The sequence below is a fragment of the Natronorubrum bangense genome (assembly GCF_004799645.1).
Lineage (GTDB): Archaea > Halobacteriota > Halobacteria > Halobacteriales > Natrialbaceae > Natronorubrum > Natronorubrum bangense.
On the sequence record NZ_CP031305.1, the window covers coordinates 642227 to 663447 of the forward strand.

Genomic DNA, 21221 nt, shown 5'->3' on the forward strand with positions numbered 1-21221 from the left:
ACCGATGAGCACGAGCGACCACGACAACTACCGCGAGCGCGACAGCGAGGCGACGTTCGGCGACTACGGCGGCCAGTACGTCCCTGAAGCCCTGATGCCAGCGGTTCAGGAACTCGAGGACGCCTACGAACGCTACGTTCTCAACAACGAGGACGGCTTCATGGACGAGTTCCGCGAGCGGATGGCCGACTTCGGCGGCCGACCGACGCCACTCCAGCGCGCGGACCGACTCAGCGAGCGCTACGGTCGAGAGATCTACCTCAAACGCGAAGACCTGCTCCACGGCGGTGCACACAAGCTGAACAACGCGCTCGGACAGGTCCTGCTCGCGAAGTACATGGGCAAAGAGCGGATCATCGCCGAAACCGGCGCGGGCCAACACGGCACCGCGACCGCGATGGCGGCGGCGCATCTCGAGATGCCCTGTGAGATTTACATGGGCCGGACGGACATCAACCGCCAGCGGCCGAACGTCTACCGGATGCGGATGAACGGTGCGGAGGTCAACCCCGTCACGGCCGGCAGCGGCACGCTGAAGGAAGCGATCAACGAGACGATGCGCGACTGGGCGACGACCGTCGAGACCACTCACTACGTGATCGGCTCGGTCGTTGGCCCGCATCCGTTCCCGAAACTCGTACGGGACTTTCAGGCGGTCATCGGACAGGAAGCCCGCAAGCAGATTCGAGAGCGCGCGGGACGACTCCCTGACAGCGTCGTCGCTTGTGCCGGCGGCGGCTCGAACACGATGGGGACGTTTCACGCGTTCGTCCCCGACGAATCAGTGGATCTGTACGCCGTCGAGGCTGGCGGCTCGAGTCTCGAGATCGACGAGAAAAACGCGCTGGCCCCGAACTCCGCGACGCTCTCGACGGGGACCGACGGCGTGCTCCACGGCGCGATGACCAGACTCCTCCAGAGCGAGGACGGCCAGATCATGGAATCCCACAGCGTCAGCGCCGGCCTCGATTACGCCGGTGTCGGCCCCGAGCTCTCACATCTCGTCGACACTGGGCGCGTCACGCCCGTGAGCGTCGACGATGAGGCCGCGCTCAACGGCTTCCACCGGCTCTCGAACCTCGAGGGGATCATCCCCGCCCTCGAGACGAGTCACGCGTTCGGCTACCTCGAAGAATCCCACGAGGAACTCGGCGAGGTCGTCATCGTCAACGTCTCCGGGCGCGGCGACAAGGACTTAGAAACGGTGCTCGAGGAGACCGAAAAACGCGACCTCGAGGCGGCTCCGGATGTGGAGGTGTTTGACCGATGATCGACGAGGATCGACGACCAACGGGAGACGATCCTCGGAGAGCGGGGAGCGACGGGACAGAGCGACCCGCGAGCGCGAGCGGCGAACTGCGAGCTGACGGCGGCGAGCAGTTCGACAGCGACATCGAAGCGGCCATCCGCGACAACCACCCCGCGCTCATCACCTATCTCACCGCGGGCGATCCGTCGCTCGAGGACACCAAAGCGTACGTCGAAGCGCTGGACCGAGGCGGTGCGGATCTGATCGAACTCGGCCTGCCCTTTTCCGAACCGATCGCAGAAGGGCCGACGATTCAGGCGGCGATCAACCGCGCGCTCGAAGCTGGCACGACGGCGGCCGGCTTTTTCGAACTGGTTGATGACCTCGAGACCGAGGCCCCGCTGTTGGTGATGACCTACTACAATATGATCTTACAGTATGGTGACAGCGAGGCGCCACGTGCCTCGGAGAGCGATGCGGCGCCGCCGCAGAGCAAACCCGATGTTCGTCCCTTCGTCGAACGCGCGGCCGAGGTCGGACTCTCGGGGATCATCGTCCCCGACCTGCCCGCCGAGGAGTCGGAGCCGCTTCGCGAGGCCTGTGACGACCACGGCCTCGACCTCGTCTTCATCATCGCGCCGACGACCGAGGGCGAACGGCTCGAGACGATCATGTCACAGGTGTCGGGCTTTGCCTACGTACAGGCCCGACTCGGCACGACGGGCGCACGCGCGGACGTCTCGAACGCGACCCACGACAGCCTCGCGCGTCTCTCGGCGTACGATGTCCCGAAGGCGGTCGGCTTCGGCGTCAGCAAGGGCGAGCACGCGGCCGAGATCATCGAGGCCGGCGCAGACGGCGTGATCGTCGGCAGCGCGCTCATCGACATCGTTGCCGACAGCGACGATCCGGCGAGCGACCTCGAGGCTAAAGCCCAGGAACTCAAACGCGGTGCGCTCCGCGGTGCCGGCGGTGGCACTGAGGCGGACCCGATCGACGCTCCAGAACCAGAACAGCCATAACTGCAAGCTTGCTACACTCCCGCAATGACTACGACAGGAATCGACGCACGACTCGATCGAATCGGCACAGACGGCACGTACGTAATCATCCCGATGGACCACGGCATCACGATCGGTGCCTGCCAGGGGCTGAAAGACATCGAATCGACGATTGATGGCGTCACCAGCGGTGGAGCCGATGCAGTCCTTACCCAGAAAGGCATCGCGCCTCGCGTCCACGACAACAAAAACGGGAAAGGATACATCGTCCACCTCAACGGCTCGACGACGATCGGCCCCGACGAGAACGACAAGCGCATGACCGGCACCGTCGAGGAAGCCGTCCGCGTCGGCGCTGACGCCGTCTCATTCCACATCAACGTCGGCTCGGACCACGAACCCAACCAGATCGCCCAGCTCTCGGAGGTCACGGCAACCGCGAAACAGTTCGGAATGCCAGTGCTCGCGATGGCCTACGCCCGCGGGCCAGGCGTCGACCCCGAAGATCCCGAAGCGCTCGGTCATGCGGTTCGACTCGCCGAGGAGCTCGGTGCAGACATCGTCAAAACGGGCTACAGCGGCGATGCCGAGAGCTTCCAGCACGTCGTCGAGTCGACTCGCCTCCCGGTTGTCATCGCCGGTGGCTCGAAAGGAACCGATCGCGAGACGATCGAGATGGTCCGCGGTGTGATGGACGCCGGCGGTGCAGGCGTCTCGATGGGCCGATCGATCTTCCAGCACGACAACCCCGAAGCGATCGCCCGCGCCGTCGCGGGCGTCGTTCACGACGACCTCTCGACCGAGGAAGCGCTTACGGAAGCCGGACTCGCGCTCGAGGCCTAATCAGGCGACTCCCACTACCTACTTCTCGCTGTCGCCGATCGCGAGTGGATCAGTCGCGACGAGCGCCTCGATAACTGCTGAACCGACTCGAGCGGCGTTGTCGATCGCCAACTCGAGAGTCGACGGGTTGCCGTCGAAACTCTCCTCGACGGATTGGCCAGGGGCCGGCCGGTCGTAGTTGGCGACGGCACGCACACTCAGATAGCGCTCGCGAAGATCAAATCGCTCGAGAGCGGTCGCCGTCGCGGCGTCTTCCATCTGGGTCGTCACGTAGGGTGCGACGTCGTAGGCCTCACAGAGCCACTCAACCTCCCGCGCGTACTGGGGGCCGTGCCAGAACTCATCGCCACAGACAGTCGTCCCGCGCTCGATCGACGGCCCGGCGTCCGCTGCCGTCGGGTACTGGTTCTGGTAGTCCCGGACGGCGTCGTCCGCGCTGAGCTCGACGCGTTCGGCGGTAGTGAGTGCACAGTCGACGACGGATGGCTCGAGGTGGTGAACGTAGTCGCGGGGCCGATACGCCAGTAGATCGATCGGCGTGCTCTCGGATCCGCTCGCTGGTACCGTTTCGGTGTCGCTCGTTGTCCGTCGATCCCAGCGGTGTTTTCGATCCCAGTCGACGACCGCGTCTGCGATCGCGACGGAGCCGAGTGCGGTCGTTTCGGGTGCGGAGCCGGCGATACCGCTCGAGACGATATACGCCGAGTCGAGATCGACACGTGGACTCGCGAGCAACGCAGTGACCGTCGTCGCCGCGTCGCTTTTGCCGATGCCAGTCGTCGTGATGGCGAGTCCCGAGACAGTCAGATACAGCGGCGTCTCGGTTCCCGGGATTGCGAGCGCGTCGACGATCTCGTATCGCTCGAGCCACGGCGCTCGTTCGTCCAGTGGCGACTCGGCGACGGCGGTGAGAACCAGCCCAGTGGGGCAAACGGGCGTGTTCGGATCGGGCTCCCGTGGTGCCGGGAGCGATTCGTCCGCGTCCATAGCGAAGACCTGGGGATGGCCCACCAAAGTATCGCTCGTTTCTGACGGTCCCGATCGGAAGCATTTCGACCGCCGGCGTCGTTCCCTCACCCGTGAGCGACAGCGACGACACACCCCTCACGATCGACGACGAAATCGTCGCTCGAGCCCGCATTCACACCCGCGAGGTAATCGACGATCACGGCCTCGAGATCGACCGTGAGGCCCTCGAGTGGACTGTGACGACGCGTGCTCGTCGACGGGCGGGGGCGTGTCGGTGGGACGCCGACCGCGGAGTGGCGACGATCGTGCTTACGCGGCAGGCCTACGAGCAGTATGCATGGCCGGCGTTCGCTGGCGTCATCAGACACGAACTCGTCCATGCCTGGGAGTTCCAGCGCTTTGGCGAGTCGGGTCACGGGCCACGGTTTCGTAAGCGAGCAGCGGCAATCGACGCGCCACGCCACTGTCAGGCGTTCGCCGCGCCACGCTACATGCTCCGGTGTCTCGAGGCCGACTGTGAGTGGCAGGCGAAACGCTATCGAGCCTCGAAGCCAGTGAAAGCGCCCGATCAGTACCGCTGTGGTTGCTGTGGCGGTCGCTACGAGGTCGAACACGCAGCAAGTGGACGGAGATGGACGACTGCAAGCGGCTTTGGCGGGGCGAAAGCAGCAGTTGGAGATGCGTGGTGAGGGCGGCGCCGAACAGCCACGGAACACTTATTCGACTTCCTCTATCTGTTTCAGGTATGGGTATACTCGACTTGATGCTGGGGAAATCAGACGCTGGCGAACACGGGGTCGAAGGCCGGTCGTACAAACTGCCACAAGACACCCACGACTTCGTCTATCCGATCGCCGTCCGACGAACCGAACTCGAGGCGTTCGTCGAGTTGCTCGAGGCTGATGCCGACGCGCCATCACTCGATGACAACGCCGCAGAGTTACAGGACGTCTTCGATGACGTCCTCGGTGAGACCGAACTCGATGTCTCACAGCTGGCTGAAAAACAACGCACGCGACGGCGTGAGATCGAACGGCTACTCGACCACTGGACCGATCAGGTCACCGAGGATATCGGCGTCGTGTACGCTCGAGAGGGGACCGACCAGACGTTACTCTCGTTTGTTAAACACTGTACGCGACGCGACAAGCGAGACGACGATCCCTTCGCGCTTCCCGAGGAGTTCGCCGAAGGAACTGCACTGCTCAAACGACTCGAGGCAGTGACCAGCGACCAGTATCGGGCCGTCGTCCACACGGATCTACTTCCCAAACAGTAGTCACGTCTCCGGCCGCCCGATGGGTTACACGATCGTCTCGAACGCTTCGAGCGACGGGAGTTCGTACGTCGGTCTGTGTGGCGTGTCGTCGAGGCTTGCTTGCCCGGTGTCGATCCACGCCGAATCGATCCCCATGGCGTTCGCACCCGCGATATCTGCGTGGAGCGAATCGCCAACGTGGATCGCCGCGTCGGCAGCGACCTCGAGTTCCGCAAGCGCCCGTTCGAACGGGACCGTGCTCGGTTTGGGATCGATCCCGGCACCTGGGTCCGTGAAGACACGGACGTCGAAAGCGTCTGCAATGTCGAGTGCATCGAGTTTCTTCGTCTGCGTCGGTCGTCCGCCGTTGGTGATGAGACCGACCGGCCCACACTCACGAGCACGCTCGAGGGCGCGCTTCGCCCCGGGACGAAACTGGACGGCAGTCGGATCCTGTACCTCGAGATACTGATCTGCGAGCGACGAGGAGATGGCGGGATCGACGGAAGCGCGGTTGGCTGCTTCGGCAAACAGATTCTCGTAGAACTCACGATCCGTCTGGGCCGTCGGCAGCGACGGCACGACGGCCCGCAGATCAGCTGGCGTACAGAACGGGTCGACGTCGACCCGGTCGAACGTCGACTCGAGCAGCGTCGCAGCGTCCTGCGTGGGCTCACAGAGTGTCCGATCGAGATCGAAATAGATCGCCTCGTACGCAGTCATTGCCCTGTCCTACGAGGGCACGCGTTCTCAACGTTTCGCCGCCGTCGGTGGTCGATACAGGCAAGTGCGGTCGAGCGCCTCGGGTCGCCGGCATTCGGCGCTGGCCACGACAGCGTGGCGGTGAGGTCTGTGGCATTCGCCACGTTCAAGCCAGTGCCCTTCGTCGGTCGATTTATGACGCGATCTGTCTGGGTAAAAGCCGACGACACCGTCGGCGACTGGGACGACCGCCGCGCGCGGATCACCACCGCGCTCGAGGCGGGTGCAGACTGGGTACTGGTCGACGAAGATGACGTCTCCCGTGTGCGCGAACTCGGGGATATCAACGTTGCAGCGTTCCGAACCGACGGTGACGTGACGCTGGTCGATGACGTCGACGCCGACGATGTCGAGGAGGCCGAGCCGAACGCACAGCCCGACGCCGTCATCGTCGGGAAAGACGGCGAGGGTGACGCAACGATCGACCTCCCCGAGGACTTCTCCGGATCGGCGGATCTCTCGACGCTTCGCCGAGACGGCGACTTAGAGCGCGGTGCCTACATCCGCATCCTTGCCAAGGAGTACGAACAGTTCGCTGAAACCGCAGCCGAGGAGGCCGACTACACCATCGTCATCGGCGAGGACTGGACGATCATCCCACTCGAGAACCTGATCGCCCGCATCGGCGAGGAAACCGACCTCATCGCCGGCGTGACCAGCGCCGAGGAGGCCAAGACGGCGTTCGAAACGCTCGAGATCGGTTCCGATTCGGTTCTGCTCGACTCGGACGATCCCGACGAGATCCGCAAGACCGTCGAGGTCCGCGACGAAGCCGAACGCGAGTCGCTGGACCTCGAGTACGCAGAAGTGCTCGATGTCGAGCAGATCGGCAGTGCCGACCGGGTCTGTGTCGATACGGGCAGTCTGCTCGAACACGACGAAGGGATGCTCGTCGGCTCGATGGCGCGCGGGCTCGTGTTCGTCCACGCCGAGACGGCCGACTCACCGTACGTCGCCTCACGCCCGTTCCGGGTCAACGCCGGTGCCGTCCACGCCTACGTTCGCACCCCCGATGGCGGCACGAAGTACCTCTCGGAACTCCAGAGCGGTGACGAAGTCCAGGTCGTCGACCTCGCGGGCAACACCCGTGAAGCGATCGTCGGCCGCGTCAAAATCGAGAAACGGCCGATGTTCCGCGTCGCCTTAGAAACCGACAACGGCGACCGCGTCGAAACGCTGCTCCAGAACGCAGAGACGATCAAGGTGGCCACGCGCGACGGTCGGACGGCCGTCACGGACCTCGAGGCCGGCGACGAGCTTCGGCTGTTCTACGAGGACACTGCCCGCCACTTCGGTGAGGCCGTCGAAGAGAGCATCATCGAGAAATAACGCGGCTGCGCTGCGGAACTGGTCTGACGGCGGTCGTCACGCCTGCTGTCGAACCGTTTTCATCGAGGCGAACAAATAGGACGGCGATCCGATCTCACCGAACCGAGAAGGCGAGACTGGGGCCGTTGGCTTACGGTCGCGCTGTTTCTTCCTGGTCCTGGGCGGGTTCGTCAGCATCCTGCGGCTCGATTGGCTCGAGGCGGGTCGTACACCAGTGGCAGAACTCGAGGTCGTCGTCGAGTTCTTTGCCACACTGTGGGCAGGACGGCCCGTCGCCGGAGCTGTTGCTGCTCGGTGGGAAGCCGGCTGCCCGGAACGTGGCGTCGATCGCTGCAAACAAGACGAGAAACGAGAGGGCAAACTGAGAGACGGTATCGGTTTCTGCAGTGAGGACATCCATTGCCTCGGATATCGAGCCAGCGGCAGCGATCTGATCAGTTGGGAAAAAGAGCAAGATTGCCGAAAAGTAGAGACCGGCAAACACGAGTGCACGGAGCCAGTCCCGAATGAGAGCGTGACCTGCACCGGGCATGAGCACTGAGAGGCCAGCGGCAGCGATCGCGCGGAGCCATGTCATCGTACGTGGTGCTAGGGCACCGGTGCCCTTAACATTCCGATTTCTCTTTTCGTCTCATCTGGCGATCAATCACGGCCGCCGACGCCTCGGCTCGAGTCCGTTCAAACGATCCGAGGAAATGGTGCCGGTACTGCTGGGACTGGTCGCTAGCAGAAGTTCTGGGTCGCGTACACCCGATCGTTGTCAGTCACAGCGATCCCGATCCCTTCGTTGTTCCAGTGGTCGGCGAGGATGTTCTCGCGATGCTCATCCGAGTTCATCCACTGCTCGACGAGGCCGTCGGCCAGTTCTCGTTCGGTCGTGTGGCGGACGACGTCGCCCGAGTCCGTCTGGACCGGTTGGTCGACGTACGTGTAGGCGATGTTCTCGCCGCCAATGTAGTACGTGCCACCGTCCGTGTACGCCCGACACTCGTAGCCGTGTTCCGCGTAGCGATCAGCGAAGGCGTTGCCCTCCGGGTCGGTGTGGCTGAAGTAGCCGCGTTCAGCCATGTCTTCGCTGTGTCCGCGTGCGATTTCCTGCAGGTCTTCGTCGAACTCGAGCGCCTCGAGACCGCGGGTAGTGCGTTCCTCGTTGATCCCTTCGTGGATGTACTGTTCGACGAGTGCCCACTCGAGCGTGTCCGCATCGCTCCCGTCGGCGTCGTCTGCACCCGTGTCGTCGTCGGCATCCCCAGCGTCGGTATCGCTCTCATCGCCGTCTACGCCAGTGTGCTCATCGCCTGCATCGTCTCCATCCGTGTCGTCGGTTTCGTCGGCGACTGACTCATTCGAGTCGTCCGTCTCTGAACTGTCGTCGTCGGTATCGGAGTCGCTCGAGTCGTCCGTCTCTGAACTGTCGTCTTTGTCCTCGTGGGACTCCTCATCGGCAGTGTCATCACGCTCGCCGTCGGACCCGTCTTCGACCGACTCGGACGAATCAGCTTCCGGCTCCGTGTCGACCTCGCTCGAATCGTCATCGTCGACGTGGACCGACTTGGTATCCAACATATCGAACACACTCGAAAAGACGGTGTTGAGCACATGCTGGATAGACAGCATCGTGTCGGTGGCTGTCGACTGATCCTCGGTCGTTATCGACCGCTCCTCATCGAACGGAGTCAGCGTTGAGACGTCGACAACCCAGTCATCAGTATCATCGTATGAATGTGAACCGGCTGCGCCAGGTGTTGCGGCCCCGACACCAACCGCACTTCCGACAAGGACCGCAATCATCGCAATCGTTACTACAGTTCGTGACAGTCTTTTCATCCGTACACTCACGGCTGTGTGAACGATTGATAACAGCAGTCGGGTTCACATGTACACCAGTATTATGACCAGCGTTGCCACTCGTGGCACAATGATCGACGGTCCAAAGCAAGCAGTCGTCTCGCCGGAGTGCTGGCGCGATTAACTGAGTTCCGCGACCAGTCGCGAAAGCGTCTCGAGGTCGTACTGGCCCGGCGCAGTCGCGTTGTCGGGGTCGACGGGCGCGTAGCCGATTTTCGATCCGTACACTGGTGCAACCGCACGTGTATGACTGCCCAGTTCGCCCATCGCCATCGTCGCAACGGGATCGCCGTGGGCAGTCAGCTGTTCGGTCGCCGCAAGCACGGCGAGCGTGTCTTTTCGCGACTCGGCAGTCACAGCGATCTTGGCAACGTCCGCGTGCTTGTGTGCTTCCGTCAGCGTCGAAACCAGCTCGCCGCGCGTCGGCGTCCCCTCGAAGTCATGTGCCGACGCAACCACCGCAACGTCGCGTTCGCGTGCCGTCTCGAGAACATTGTCGGCGTCGCCTGCGAGGATCGTCTCGAGTTCGATGTCGATCGCTTCGACGGCACCGATGGCAGTCGCCTCGGCAAGTATCTCGAGTCGTCGCTCGTCGTCACCGCTCCACTCGCCGCCTTCCCACTCGGCTCGGTTCGTGGCGAGAATCGGGAGCTCGCCGTCGCCATCGTCGTAGGCCTCGAGGGCGACCAGTGGCTCGTCAGCGAGATCCATCCGATACTCGATCGCGTCAGCGTGTTCACGGGCGGCGGGTTCTTCGGAGAGATCAGCGGTCGATGCGGCGAGGATGAACGAATCGAAATCCATGTGCGAAGAGTCGTTCGGATCGATAAAAAGGCGTCTGCTCGAGGCGCTGGCAGTGGTGTCTCACATGTCGATGGCAGATCGAACAGGATTGAACGGCTCGGTAACGGTACACTCTCATACGGATTGCTGCCCCGCTTTCCCGGGGCACCCGCACGGACAGGTCGTGGGTGGCGAAAAAGACCGACAGCAGTCAGTATCGGGCTGCTACTTCCGCGGTGGTCCGTGCGTCGATCGTGTCGCGGATTCCCGCGAGGAGTAAGAAGATCGCCCGTCGATGGTCCGCTTTCGAACGGTGGACGTGTGCCGGCCGGATGGGCTGGGTGTCGTACGCTGCAAACGCGTCTGTCATGTATTGGTCCCCGTCGACAGTCGAACGTATCTCTTCAAGCAGCGCGTGAAGCTGCACGTACTCCTGTGATCGCATGCTAGATTTTCTCACGACCATCGTTCACTTAGAGCCTTTTGCATACTCTCGGAGTAAAACCGTCGCGCTGACGTATTCGGAAAGCAGCAAACAGCGAAGAGTAACTGTCTCACAGAACACTGACCGTGGATCGATTGCCGCCGATCAGGCCAGTCCGAGCGTCTCCTCGGCCTCGAGGAGTTCGTGGTACCGGTTCCGGATCGTCACTTCGGAGATGTCGGCGACGTCGCTGACGGCGGCCTGCGTGGTCTTCTCGTTGGTCAGCAGTGCAGCAGCGTAGACGGCCGCTGCGGCGAGGCCGACTGGCGATTTGCCGCTGTGGACGCCTTTCTCCTTGGCGTTCTGGAGCAGGCCGCGGGCGCGGTGTTCAGCCTCGTCGGAGAGATCGAGCCCGGAGGCAAACCGTGGCACGTAGCTTTCGGGGTCAGCCGGCTGGACCTCGAGGCCGAGTTCTCGGACGACGTAGCGGTAGGTGCGGGCGATCTCGTTTTTCTCAACGCGGGAGACGTCGGCGATTTCGTCGAGACTGCGAGGAACGCCAGCCTGTCGAGCAGCGGCGTAGACACAGGCCGTGGAGACACCTTCGATCGAGCGACCGGGCAGCAGGTCCTCGTTGAGTGCGCGCCGATAGATCACAGAAGCGGTCTCGCGGACGTTTGTCGGGAGGCCAAGCGCGGAGGCCATACGGTCGATCTCACCGAGGGCCTGTTTCAGGTTCCGCTCTTTGGAGTCGCGCGTGCGGAAGCGCTCGTTCCATTTGCGCAGCCGCTGCATCTTCTCGCGCTGGCGGGAGCCAAGCGAGTTGCCGTAGGCGTCTTTGTTTCGCCAGTCGATGTTTGTCGAGAGCCCCTTGTCGTGCATCGTGTTCGTCGTGGGTGCACCGACACGGGACTTCTCGTTTTTCTCGGCGGCGTCGAACGCTCGCCACTCGGGGCCACGGTCGACGGAATCCTCTTCGACGACGAGCCCACAGTCCTCACAGATGGTTTCACCGTGTTCGTCGTCGACAACAAGGTTGCCAGCACACTCTGGGCAGGCAAGGTCGCTCTGTTCGTTTTCTGTCGTCTTTTCGTTCGTTTCGGGTCCGGTACGCCGTACTCTGGTGTTCGATGTGGTGTTGGTCATGCGATGGCAAATGCTGACCGGCCGAACTGACTGCAAAAGCCCGGACGGATTCGTTACCTACCTCGTTCTGACACTCAAAGGTTAAGGGTTTCGAAATCGTAGCCAGACAGCTCTCGAGAACGGGTAATTCGCGGAAACTAGCATTAACGATTAAAACATTAAAACGAAGCTGTCACTCCGGATCGGTACCCCCAAAGTCGCGCCGTTCGAATCGCGCGTATGGACGTCGCAGTCGGAAGTACGAACCCGGTCAAAATAGACGCAGTCGAACGGACACTCGATCAATTCGAGCCGACCGTCATGGCGGTCTCGGTCGACTCTGGCGTTCCCGAGCAGCCGTGGTCGATCGAAGAAACCGTAACGGGTGCTGAAACCCGCGCTCGCCGAGCACTCGAGGCGACTGATGCCGACTACGGTGTTGGTCTCGAGGGTGGTGTCGCCCGACTCGAGGGCGTCCCGGGGCTTTCGCTGATCATGTGGGCTGCCGTGACCGATGGCGAACGGATCGAACGCGGTGGCGGTCCAACGTTGTCGCTTCCCGACGACGTCGCAACCCGTCTCGCGGACGGAGCCGAACTGGGGCCGGTGATGGACGACCGGCTCGGAACCGACGGCATCGCCGAGGACGACGGCGCTGCGGGCGTGCTGACGGCCGGGCTGACGAGTCGGACACAGGCACTCGGCGAGGCAGTCGCCTGTGCGTTCGGGCCGTTTATCGCTGCCAGCGACGACCGTCGTTCGACTGCCGAGGGCCGGAACAGCTGACAGTCAGCGTTGCCTGATCGAACAGCGGCGCTGCAATCGTTAGAGTGCGTCTCAGTTGGTAGACGGTCGTCGTGTGGATGGCGTTCGATTTATACGAGCCACTGAACGTCAGTGCGAACCCGTCGCACGACAGCTGTGCGATCGGTGTACAAATCGTTTCAGCTGTTACTACAGGACGATGTTTCGGTGGAACAGTCACGTCTCGATGACAATCCTCGGCTGCAATACATTAACCGGCCGTACCAACGGAAGCTTTCTACCCGGTTATTGGTATCTTACTCGCCCCGAAAATCGCAAGCAGTCGGTGGGTTAACTGCACGTACCAAACCCCCTAAGCGTGGGCCCGTCATACAGTGATGTATGAGCACTGCAATGGCCGCCGACCTCACGAGCAAACAACGTCAGATCCTCCAGTATCTCCGTGATAACGCTGGCACGAAGACCTACTTCAAGTCCCGCCTCATCGGACAAGAGCTGGGAATGACGGCAAAAGAGGTCGGCTCGAACATTACGGCGCTCCAGAACGGCAACCTCGACGTCGAAATCGAGAAGTGGGGCTACTCCTCGAGTACGACGTGGAAGGTCAATATTTAACTTCCCGAAGCCAGTTCGACGCCTCTCCGGCCGCCGCGCGACGCTCACCGTCTCGTTGTTTCTATAGTAGCCATTGAACGTCAGTGAACACCGCATCGCATGACGGCTATGCGATGCGTGTGTACATCGGTTCAGTTGTTACTATAACAGCGCTATCATCGCATCCGCTTTTTTACAGCAGCCGACGTACTGTCGGGTCACAGATGTCGATACCGATCCTCTTCGATATGGACGGCGTGATCCTCGAGGGACCACGAACCGATCCTCAGGTGTATGCCAAGGCCGCCGATATGGCCCTCTCGGAGCTCGGTGCTGACCCGACTGACACACACCGAGACGACCTCAGACGACACGATCTCGACAGCATCAGGACCCACTGTACGGCTCTCGAGATCGATCCAGCGGCGTTCTGGGAGCTGAAGGAAGAGTACGCCTCAGAACTGACCCACGAGCGGATTCGGTCGGGCGAACGTGGTCTTTACGACGATATCGACGCGATCGGTGATCTCACAGCGACGACGACGGTCGGACTCGTTACCAACAACCGCCACGCGACCGCTGAGTTCGTTGCTGACTACGTGCCGTTCGATTTCGATGTCGTTCGTGGCCGTCGGCCGACGTTCGCAGAGTACAATCGGCGGAAACCCGACCCCTACTTCCTCGAAGACGCACTTTCTGAACTGGCTGTCAACAGCGGCATCTACGTCGGCGATTCGCTCAAAGACGTGACGGCTGGACGGGCAGCTGGACTCGAGACGGCATACCTTCGACGACCGCACAACCGCGATGTCGATCGACCGGCAGACGCGACCCGGGTTCTCGAGTCATTGTCGGAGCTGCCGTCGCTCTATGCAGCAGCCAAGCGCGAGAATAAATCCGAGTATACGTCGTAAGACGAACTTACTGGCTGTAGCACATTGCTAGCCGTGATAGTCGATGAACTGATCTGCGCTCTGAGCGAGCCGCTGGGCCGATTGGCCGAAGGAGTCGGCGTGGCGAACGATCAGTATGAGCACCGTCTCGGGCCGTTCGACGGTGTAGCCGTCCTCACGTGAGAGGAGCCCAGCAGTCTCGAGTTCACCAGCGTACTTGCTCACCGTCGGCGGCGAGACGTCGAGTGCAGTCGCGAGGTCACCGGCAGCCATCTCCGGATCGAGTAGTAGTTCAATCAACATGCCACGCGGCGTCTCCCGTCGGAGATAGCCAAGCGCCTGCTTTTCGAACTCGTCGAATCGATCCGCTGGAACGAATCGCTTGTAATCGCCATCGGGGTACTGTTCGATCGCCTCGAGCTCTTCGAGACGGCGCAGATGGTGTTGGGTTTCACCGGTCCCAAGCTGGAGGTCGTCCCGGATTTTCGAGAAATGCGCGCCGGGTGTCGTCGACAGATACCCGACGATCGCATCGCGTGCGTCGCTTTCACCGGTATCTGCTGCCGCTGGTTCGGACAGACCCGCAAGCGGTGTTGCGGCACCGAGTGCCGCAAAGCGACGCAGGGTCGCTCGTTTTTCGTCGTCGACCCCATCAGGATTCGTCATGCTATGCGTACCAGCAGAGATGAGACGCGCGGTAAAACAGGTTTCGCTCCGCTTTACTCACCGAAAACTGACGTTCCGGTTATTATGAGCTTCGGTCGGACTCGGCGCCACCGGCGAACTCCTGGTCCATCTCCTCGATGACTTCGTCCGGATCGGAGATGGTGCCGGCGTCTTTGCCCTCTTTGATCGCTTGGGCTTCTTTCTCCATCGCCTCGAGATCCATCTCGGCTTCTTCGTCGATCTCGCCGATGATCTCGGCGATGTCGTCTAAGCCGATCAGTTCGCGGGTCTCGTCGTCGAACTCGAGACTCTCGAGTTGCTGACCATCCTCTTTGACGTCGCTGCCAGAGAGGTGTTTGCCGTAGCGACCGACCATGGAGGTAAGCTCCTGGGGCATGACGAACGTCGTCGACTCGCTCTGGCCGATCTCAGAGAGTGTCTCCATGCCCTGATCGATGATCGCGCGTTCGCCCATCGATTCGGCCGAGCGGGCGCGCAGGACGGTCGAAATCGAGTCACCCTGTGCCTCGAGGATCTGGCTCTGTTTCTCACCCTGTGCGCGGATGATCTCACTCTGTTTGTCACCTTCTGCCTTTTCAACGGCACTGCGGCGTTCACCCTGTGCCTCGAGAATCATGGCACGGCGTTTGCGCTCTGCGGAGGTCTGTTGTTCCATCGCGCGCTGGACGTCTTTCGATGGGTTGACTTCACGGACCTCGACGCTCTCGACACGAATTCCCCACTCGTCGGTGGGTTCGTCGAGCTCCTGGCGGATGCGGGCGTTGATCTCCTGGCGTTTGTTGAGCGTGTCGTCGAGTTCCATGTCACCCAGCACGGCACGCAGGGTCGTCTGGGCGAGGTTGGAGGTTGCTCGCTTGTAGTCATCGACCTGCAGGAACGCCTTCTTGGCGTCCATCACTTTGATGTAGACGACGGCGTCGGCAGTGACTGGCGAGTTGTCCCGCGTGATCGCTTCCTGTCGGGGGACGTCGAGCGTCTGTGTTCGCATGTCGAACCGATAGGTGTTCGAGACGAACGGTGGGACGAAGTTGATACCCGGCTCAAGGAGTTTGCGGTACTCACCGAAGACAGTCAGCGCTCGTTTCTCGTATGCGTCGACGATCTCGATTGCACTGAGCAGTGCAGCGATAACGACGAGAAGGACGAGGGCACCGACGAACAGCAGGGCACCACCGGCACCGGTTTGTAGTGGAAGTAGTTCCAGGACCATGTTTCGGTCTTACGGCGGTGACGGGAAAAGCGTTCCCTTGTTTCAACTACATATCGGGCTGATTCCGGCAATCTTAGCTCGATTTTTCCGTCTCAGTTTCGGCTTCGGTGTCGGCCGACGACTGCTCGCTGTCCGTCTCCTCGGCCTGTGCATCGGCTTGTGCGGCCCCTTCTGCGAGTGCGCGATCGATCTCGTCTTCGCCGATTGCACTGAGTGATTCGACGGTGAGGACGTTTCCACCGCCGGGATCGAGTACGATGATCTCATCGCCCTCTTCGATCGTCCCACTCGTCGAGCGGGCGCTGTAGTACGGTGCAAAGCCACCCTGGTCGAGTTTGACCTCACCATTTCGGGTCGTTACGGTTTCGGTAACGTACCCCGTCGAGCCAGCGAGGGAACTCGAGTCGGTCGTCTGGGCAGTGCCCTTGCCGCCATAGAAGTCGAACTCGTTGTAGACGTACGCCGCCGCAAGCCCGATAGCGAGCGTCAACGCCGCCAACACGAACGGGCTCAGTGGAGACGGAAAGAGCACACCGATCAACCCCGCACCGACCAGTGCGACCCCGATAACGATGAGGTGTGCGCCAGGTGAGAGGGCCTCGAGCCCCATCAGTACGAGACCTGCGATCAAGAGCACGAGGGGCATGTTCTCGAAGAGAAGTTCGAGCATGTGCTGAGCTAAGTTCTCACCCGGATTAAAGGTTGCCGAGGTCTCGCATCAGCTCCCGAATACGCAGTCGATATCTCACAGCGGAATCGACACGACTCGGAAGATGACGAGCAACATCGCAACTGCACCGAGGAACACAAAGAGGATGCTCTCGAGTTCGGGATCGCCCGGTTCGACCGGCGTCGAACTCGGTTCCGGTCCGTACGGGTCGTCGTCGGCATCGTCAGGTTCGTCGTCGGGTTCGTCGGAGAGATCCAGTGGGATTCGATACTCATCGCTGCCGTCACTGCGATCGCTCGGCGAGCGCTCTCCACCAACGCTGATCTTCGCATTGTAGTCCGTTTGCTCGTCGAACTCGCTGTCCGCCCAGTGATCTGTGACGTCGTCCTGCGCTGTGTCCGAACTGTGGACGTCCGGCGCTCCCGTCGACGACGCATGGGTGCTGTCGTCGTCACCGTCGGCTCCGGACGGATCATCTGCCATATCCAGCCGTAGTCGGTCCGGCATCAAAAACCCGTGGTCCGAGCGTGCGCCTCGAGACAGTGTCGGTCAAGCGGGATCTGTGGGTTGATCAGGTGCGGTTTGCTCGGTCGCTGATGTCGCCGCCGTAGACGACGCCGCGTTCAGCATCGAGTGTCACGACGTCACTGTTTTCGACCGCAGTCAGAACGGCCCCGCTGATCATCGGGATCGACATCTCTCTGGCGACGAGCGCCGGATAGCCGGTCAGACCTCGCTGGGCATCGATGATTCCACCGATCCTCGTCGGGTCGCCCTCGAACTGCTCGTCGAAATCGGCCGGCAGTGAAAGGATGGCTCCGTCGGGGATATCGGTGATGTCACCGTCCGAGAGGTGCACCAGCGGGCCGGTTGCCCGGCCTTCGACGACGACACGGCCAGTCGTCAGCGCCTCCGCTGCGACGTGGACTTTCATCATGTTCGTCGTGTTCGCTCCCTCGAGTTCGGTCATCATCCCACAGAGGACGACGACGGTGTCGCCGCTCTCGGCGACACCAGCATCCAGTGCCGCCTGCACGGCCTTCTCGACGACAGCGTCGGCACCTTGGTCCGAAACGTTCGCGTACAGCGGCGTCACACCCCACGACAGCGCCAACTGGCGGCGAACGCCGTGGCTCTGTGTCGATGCGACGACCGGAACACCGGGACGGTACTTCGCCGTCTTGAGCGCCGTGTATCCGGATTCCGTCGCGGCCACGACCGCGTCCGCACCAATATCACGCGCGAGGAATCGCGCCGATCGAGCCAGTGCGTCCGTCCGCGCTTCGCCCGCGGTGGGGACGCGTTGCTCGAGCAACTCGTCGTACTCCTCGGAGTTCTCGACCTGCCGGACGATGCTGTCCATCGCCTCGACGACGGCAACCGGGTGGTCACCGATCGCGGTCTCGGCCGACAGCATCACGCCATCGGTGCCGTCGAGGACGGCGTTCGCGACGTCCGACGCCTCCGCCCGCGTTGGTCGACGGGCATGAACCATCGAGTCGAGCATCTCCGTCGCCGTGATCACCGGCGAGCCCGTGTTGCGACACTTGCGGATGATCCGTTTCTGGATCATCGGGACGTCCTCCATCGGACACTCGACGCCCAGATCGCCCCGGGCGACCATGACCCCGTAGGAGGCATCGATGATCTCATCGAGGTTTTCGACTGCACCCGCGCGTTCGATCTTCGCGATCAACGGAATTTCCGCGCCCAGTTCCTCCAAGACCTCGCTGACTTCGTAGACGTCCTCGGCATCGCGGACGAAACTCGCCGCGACGAAGTCGACCGCTTTCTCGGCGGCCAACTCGAGGTCCTTGCGATCGTCTTCGGTGACGATATCCAGGTCGAGATCGACGCCGGGGACGTTCACACCCTTGCGGCCGGCTAACTCGCCACCGGTGTCGACTCGAGCGCGAATCGCATCGCCGTCGTGTTCGAGCACGGTCGTCTCGATCAGCCCGTCATCGAGCAGAATTTGGTCACCCGCTTCGACGGCGTCGATCGGCAACGAGAGGCCGACCTGCTCCGACGAGGCCTCCTCACCCTCGACGAATCGGATCTCCGACCCCGTCTCGAGGGTGATGGTTTCTCCCTCCGGAAGCGGCGCGGTCCGAACTTCCGGCCCCTGCATGTCGAGCATCACCGCGACGGGTTCGGCTCGGTTCTCGTCGACAGTGCGGACGCGATCGATCAGGTCGGCTCGGTCCGCACGCGTGCCGTGGCTTGCGTTGAGCCGAGCGACTGACATCCCTGCGTCCGCGAGCTCCCCGATCGTCTCTCGATCGCTCGAGGCGGGCCCGAGCGTGCAGACGATTTTTGCGTTTCTCATAGCTCGACGTAGCGCAAGCACGGTCAAAAAGATAGGTGATTAACTCGTGTCTGAGTTGTTTTTTGTGCTTACTGAACCTTCTCGCCGATCTCGGCATCCCCGTGGGTCGTCAGCAGGTCAGCCTGATCACCGGCAGCGAGGATCATCCCGTTCGATTCGACGCCGAACAGCTCCGCTGGCTCCATGTTCGCCAGCAGAATACATGTCTCGCCAGGCAACTCCTCGAGGTCGTGGAGCTGTTTGATGCCCGCGACGACCTGTCGTGTCTCGAAGCCGATATCGACCTCGAGGCGTGCGAGGTCGTCTGCACCCTCGATTCCTTCGGCCGTCTCGATCTGGCCAACGCGGATATCGAGGTCTTGGAAGTCACCGAACCCGATTCGATCCTCGAGGAGTGGCTCGAGGTCGCCCGTGTCTGTCATACTGTCCGATTCGTCCGCCGCGATGTCGTCGCTTTCGGTTTCGTCTTCGTCTTCGTCACCGTCGTCCGTCGCGGCCTCGACACGGGCCTCGAGTTTTTCGGTGAGTTCCTCGACGCGCTCGTCCTCGATCTTTTCGAAGAGTTCGCCGGGTTCCTCGAAGGTTCGGGGCGGGGCCTCGAGAGCGGCTTCGAGGTGAGCGTCGGCGATTGCGCCGTCTTCGCCGAGTTGCGCCCACAGCAGTTGGGCCTTGTCGGGTGCGATCGGCTCTAAGAGGACGCCGACGGCTTTGGCGATCTGGACACAGTCGCGGATGACCTGTGCGGCCCGTTCGGGGTCGTCGTCGGTGAGCTTCCAGGGCTCGTTGCGCTGGATGTACTCGTTGCCAAACTGGGCGAGTCGCGTCGCTGCCTGTCCGATGCCGCGAAGCGAGTAGTCGTTAGCGCTCTCGCGAACCTCACCGATGGCTCCCTCGATGCGCTCGGCGACGTCGTCGGAGACCTCGGTTTCGGGCGTGCCCTCGTAGTTACGGTAGGCAAACAGCAGCGAGCGGTACCAGAAGTTGCCGACGGTGCCGACGAGTTCGCCGTTGACCTTCTCCTGGAACGCCTCCCACGAGAAGTCGACGTCCTGCTGGAGGCCACCCGTCGTCATCAGATAGTATCGCAGCAGGTCAGGGTGGAACCCTTCCTCGAGGTACTCCTTCGCCCAGATCGCGCGGTTTCGGCTGGTTGAGAGCCCCTTGCCGTTGATCGTAATGAAGCCGGTGGCAGCGATTCCACGTGGGGCGTTGTAGTCTGCACCCTCGAGCATCGCCGGCCAGAAGATCGCGTGGTGCTGGATGATGTCTCGGCCGATGAAGTGGACGATATCACCGTCCGCGCGCCAGACGTCCTCCCAGTCGTACTCCTCGGCACCGACGCGGTCGGTGTGCTGTTTCGTCGAGGAGATGTACTCGATTGGCGCATCGACCCAAACGTAGAGCACGAGATCGCTTTCCGCGTCACCATCACCGCTGGGGTAGTTAATTCCCCAGTCCATGTCTCGGGTGATACACCAGTCTTGCAGGCCGTCTTCGATCCACTGACGGGGCTGATTGCGCGCGTTCGAGGTGCCTTCGAGGTCGTCTAAGAAGTCGGTGAGGTAGTCCGCGAACTCGGAGACTTCGAAGAACTTGTGCGTGCGTTTGCGATACTCGGCCGGGTTCCCGGTGATCGTACTCGTCGGTTCCTCGACCTCGCCGGGCTCGAGATGGCGCTGACAGCCCTCGTCACACTCGTCGCCGCGGGCTTTCGCCCCGCAGTACGGACAGGTTCCCTCGACGTAGCGGTCGGGAAGATACTGATCAGCGTCGGGGTCGTAGGCGACCTGAATCTCTTTCTCGTAGATATGACCTTCCTCGTCCAGCGTGCGGACGATCTCCTGGGTGGTCTCGACGTTGGTCTCGTCGTGGGTGTGGCCGTAGTTGTCGAAGTCGACGTTGAACTTCGGAAACGTCTCCTTGTACTGTTCGTGCCAGTCCAGCGCGAAATCCTCGGGATCGACGCCTTCCTTCTCGGCATTGACGGCGACCGGCGTGCCGTGCATGTCCGAGCCACAGACGTACGCCGACTCTTGGCCCAGCGTCTCGAGTGTGCGATTGAACGCGTCTGCACCGATATACCCCCGCAGGTGACCGATGTGGAGATCACCGTTTGCATACGGCAACCCACAGGTCACGACCGCGGGCCGGCCTGTCGGAAACTCGTTGTTGCTCATATCTGTGCTGAGTCGGCGGGAGGCGTAAAACCCGCCGGTTTTCGATTGACTGGACGGCCGTCGGTCGCTGGCGGCGGGTCTCGAGGGACATCGAATCGTTCGACGACGTGACTCATACGGTCTGCTGTCCCGACGGATCGGCGGCACTCCCAGAGCGGGCCGCGGGTGCAGCAAAACAGACGGAAAGCAGTCCGTCCCACGAACGGCGACGCCACCGATGACGCACACGATTTGTGAAAACTCATGTCGACCACATGAGAAATAGTGGCTTACTCGCCTGGACGATTACGTGAGTTTTTGACACA

22 protein-coding genes are annotated in these 21221 nt (G+C 62.0%); 9 read left to right on the forward strand and 13 right to left on the reverse strand.

Annotation, left to right across the window (positions count from 1 at the left end):
- Nucleotides 1–4 precede the first annotated feature (4 nt).
- Genes trpB through DV706_RS03235 form a run of 3 tightly spaced genes read left to right on the forward strand, consistent with a single transcriptional unit; the run spans nucleotide 5 to nucleotide 3093 of the window.
- Nucleotides 5–1270, forward strand: coding sequence for a tryptophan synthase subunit beta (gene trpB / locus DV706_RS03225; protein ID WP_006066582.1), 1266 nt, complete (start codon nucleotides 5–7; stop codon nucleotides 1268–1270).
- Nucleotides 1267–2271: a tryptophan synthase subunit alpha gene (trpA, locus tag DV706_RS03230; protein ID WP_006066581.1), complete on the forward strand. Its 1005-nt coding sequence runs from the start codon at nucleotides 1267–1269 to the stop codon at nucleotides 2269–2271. The genes trpB and trpA overlap by 4 nt, the downstream gene beginning before the upstream one ends.
- 24 nt (nucleotides 2272–2295) lie before the next feature.
- The gene (locus DV706_RS03235; protein ID WP_006066580.1) at nucleotides 2296–3093 is read left to right on the forward strand and encodes a 2-amino-3,7-dideoxy-D-threo-hept-6-ulosonate synthase; all 798 of its coding nucleotides are present in this window, start codon (nucleotides 2296–2298) and stop codon (nucleotides 3091–3093) included.
- An 18-nt stretch (nucleotides 3094–3111) separates the two neighbouring features.
- On the opposite strand, the gene DV706_RS03240 is transcribed toward DV706_RS03235, so the two are convergent.
- Nucleotides 3112–4080 (reverse strand): phosphorylase family protein, encoded by a 969-nt coding sequence (locus DV706_RS03240; RefSeq protein WP_006066579.1) that lies wholly within the window; start codon nucleotides 4078–4080, stop codon nucleotides 3112–3114.
- Nucleotides 4081–4172: 92 nt separating this feature from the next.
- On the opposite strand from DV706_RS03240, the gene DV706_RS03245 reads away from it, so the two are divergent.
- Nucleotides 4173–4751, forward strand: a complete 579-nt coding sequence (locus DV706_RS03245; protein WP_006066578.1) for a SprT family zinc-dependent metalloprotease — start codon at nucleotides 4173–4175, stop codon at nucleotides 4749–4751.
- A gap of 56 nt (nucleotides 4752–4807) precedes the next feature.
- A complete protein-coding gene (locus tag DV706_RS03250; protein ID WP_006066577.1) occupies nucleotides 4808–5341 on the forward strand; it encodes a hypothetical protein in 534 nt (177 codons plus the stop codon).
- A gap of 24 nt (nucleotides 5342–5365) precedes the next feature.
- Here the strand turns inward: DV706_RS03250 and DV706_RS03255 are convergent, their stop codons facing one another.
- On the reverse strand, nucleotides 5366–6043 hold the full coding sequence (locus tag DV706_RS03255) for an HAD family hydrolase (RefSeq protein ID WP_006066576.1): 678 nt from the start codon (nucleotides 6041–6043) through the stop codon (nucleotides 5366–5368).
- 174 nt (nucleotides 6044–6217) lie between these two features.
- Between DV706_RS03255 and DV706_RS03260 the strand changes: the two genes are divergently transcribed.
- A complete protein-coding gene (locus tag DV706_RS03260; protein WP_006066575.1) occupies nucleotides 6218–7411 on the forward strand; it encodes a 3-dehydroquinate synthase II in 1194 nt (397 codons plus the stop codon).
- Between the two features lie 130 nt (nucleotides 7412–7541).
- On the opposite strand, the gene DV706_RS03265 is transcribed toward DV706_RS03260, so the two are convergent.
- The 5 genes from DV706_RS03265 to DV706_RS03285 form a co-directional block, all read right to left on the reverse strand.
- Entirely contained in the window at nucleotides 7542–7988 is a 447-nt protein-coding gene (locus tag DV706_RS03265) for a zinc ribbon domain-containing protein (RefSeq protein WP_006066574.1), read from the reverse strand.
- 146 nt (nucleotides 7989–8134) lie between these two features.
- Nucleotides 8135–9202 (reverse strand): CAP domain-containing protein, encoded by a 1068-nt coding sequence (locus DV706_RS03270; RefSeq protein WP_006066573.1) that lies wholly within the window; start codon nucleotides 9200–9202, stop codon nucleotides 8135–8137.
- A 177-nt stretch (nucleotides 9203–9379) separates the two neighbouring features.
- Nucleotides 9380–10063, reverse strand: a complete 684-nt coding sequence (locus DV706_RS03275; protein ID WP_006066572.1) for a type I 3-dehydroquinate dehydratase — start codon at nucleotides 10061–10063, stop codon at nucleotides 9380–9382.
- A 190-nt stretch (nucleotides 10064–10253) separates the two neighbouring features.
- On the reverse strand, nucleotides 10254–10508 hold the full coding sequence (locus tag DV706_RS03280; RefSeq protein ID WP_338043239.1) for a UPF0058 family protein: 255 nt from the start codon (nucleotides 10506–10508) through the stop codon (nucleotides 10254–10256).
- Between the two features lie 123 nt (nucleotides 10509–10631).
- Nucleotides 10632–11612, reverse strand: coding sequence for a transcription initiation factor IIB (locus tag DV706_RS03285; protein WP_006066570.1), 981 nt, complete (start codon nucleotides 11610–11612; stop codon nucleotides 10632–10634).
- A gap of 219 nt (nucleotides 11613–11831) precedes the next feature.
- Between DV706_RS03285 and yjjX the strand changes: the two genes are divergently transcribed.
- From yjjX to DV706_RS03300, 3 genes are all read left to right on the forward strand, one after another.
- Nucleotides 11832–12377 carry an inosine/xanthosine triphosphatase gene (gene yjjX, locus DV706_RS03290; protein WP_006066569.1) on the forward strand — a complete coding sequence of 182 codons (546 nt, stop codon included), beginning with the start codon at nucleotides 11832–11834 and terminating at the stop codon, nucleotides 12375–12377.
- 360 nt (nucleotides 12378–12737) lie between these two features.
- Nucleotides 12738–12971, forward strand: a complete 234-nt coding sequence (locus DV706_RS03295) for a DUF7123 family protein (protein ID WP_049889821.1) — start codon at nucleotides 12738–12740, stop codon at nucleotides 12969–12971.
- A 203-nt stretch (nucleotides 12972–13174) separates the two neighbouring features.
- Nucleotides 13175–13864 carry an HAD family hydrolase gene (locus DV706_RS03300; RefSeq protein WP_006066567.1) on the forward strand — a complete coding sequence of 230 codons (690 nt, stop codon included), beginning with the start codon at nucleotides 13175–13177 and terminating at the stop codon, nucleotides 13862–13864.
- 27 nt (nucleotides 13865–13891) lie between these two features.
- Here DV706_RS03300 and DV706_RS03305 read toward each other — a convergent pair whose 3' ends face one another.
- The 6 genes from DV706_RS03305 to metG form a co-directional block, all read right to left on the reverse strand.
- Nucleotides 13892–14509, reverse strand: coding sequence for a winged helix-turn-helix transcriptional regulator (locus tag DV706_RS03305; RefSeq protein WP_006066566.1), 618 nt, complete (start codon nucleotides 14507–14509; stop codon nucleotides 13892–13894).
- An 82-nt stretch (nucleotides 14510–14591) separates the two neighbouring features.
- Nucleotides 14592–15740 (reverse strand): SPFH domain-containing protein, encoded by a 1149-nt coding sequence (locus DV706_RS03310; RefSeq protein WP_006066565.1) that lies wholly within the window; start codon nucleotides 15738–15740, stop codon nucleotides 14592–14594.
- A gap of 73 nt (nucleotides 15741–15813) precedes the next feature.
- Nucleotides 15814–16410 (reverse strand): NfeD family protein, encoded by a 597-nt coding sequence (locus DV706_RS03315; protein WP_006066564.1) that lies wholly within the window; start codon nucleotides 16408–16410, stop codon nucleotides 15814–15816.
- Between the two features lie 75 nt (nucleotides 16411–16485).
- Complete coding sequence (locus DV706_RS03320; protein WP_006066563.1) at nucleotides 16486–16893, reverse strand: DUF7312 domain-containing protein; 408 nt, start codon at nucleotides 16891–16893, stop codon at nucleotides 16486–16488.
- An 88-nt stretch (nucleotides 16894–16981) separates the two neighbouring features.
- Nucleotides 16982–18739 carry a pyruvate kinase gene (gene pyk, locus DV706_RS03325; protein WP_006066562.1) on the reverse strand — a complete coding sequence of 586 codons (1758 nt, stop codon included), beginning with the start codon at nucleotides 18737–18739 and terminating at the stop codon, nucleotides 16982–16984.
- Nucleotides 18740–18807: 68 nt separating this feature from the next.
- A complete protein-coding gene (gene metG, locus DV706_RS03330) occupies nucleotides 18808–20916 on the reverse strand; it encodes a methionine--tRNA ligase (protein ID WP_006066561.1) in 2109 nt (702 codons plus the stop codon).
- Nucleotides 20917–21221: the final 305 nt, after the last annotated feature.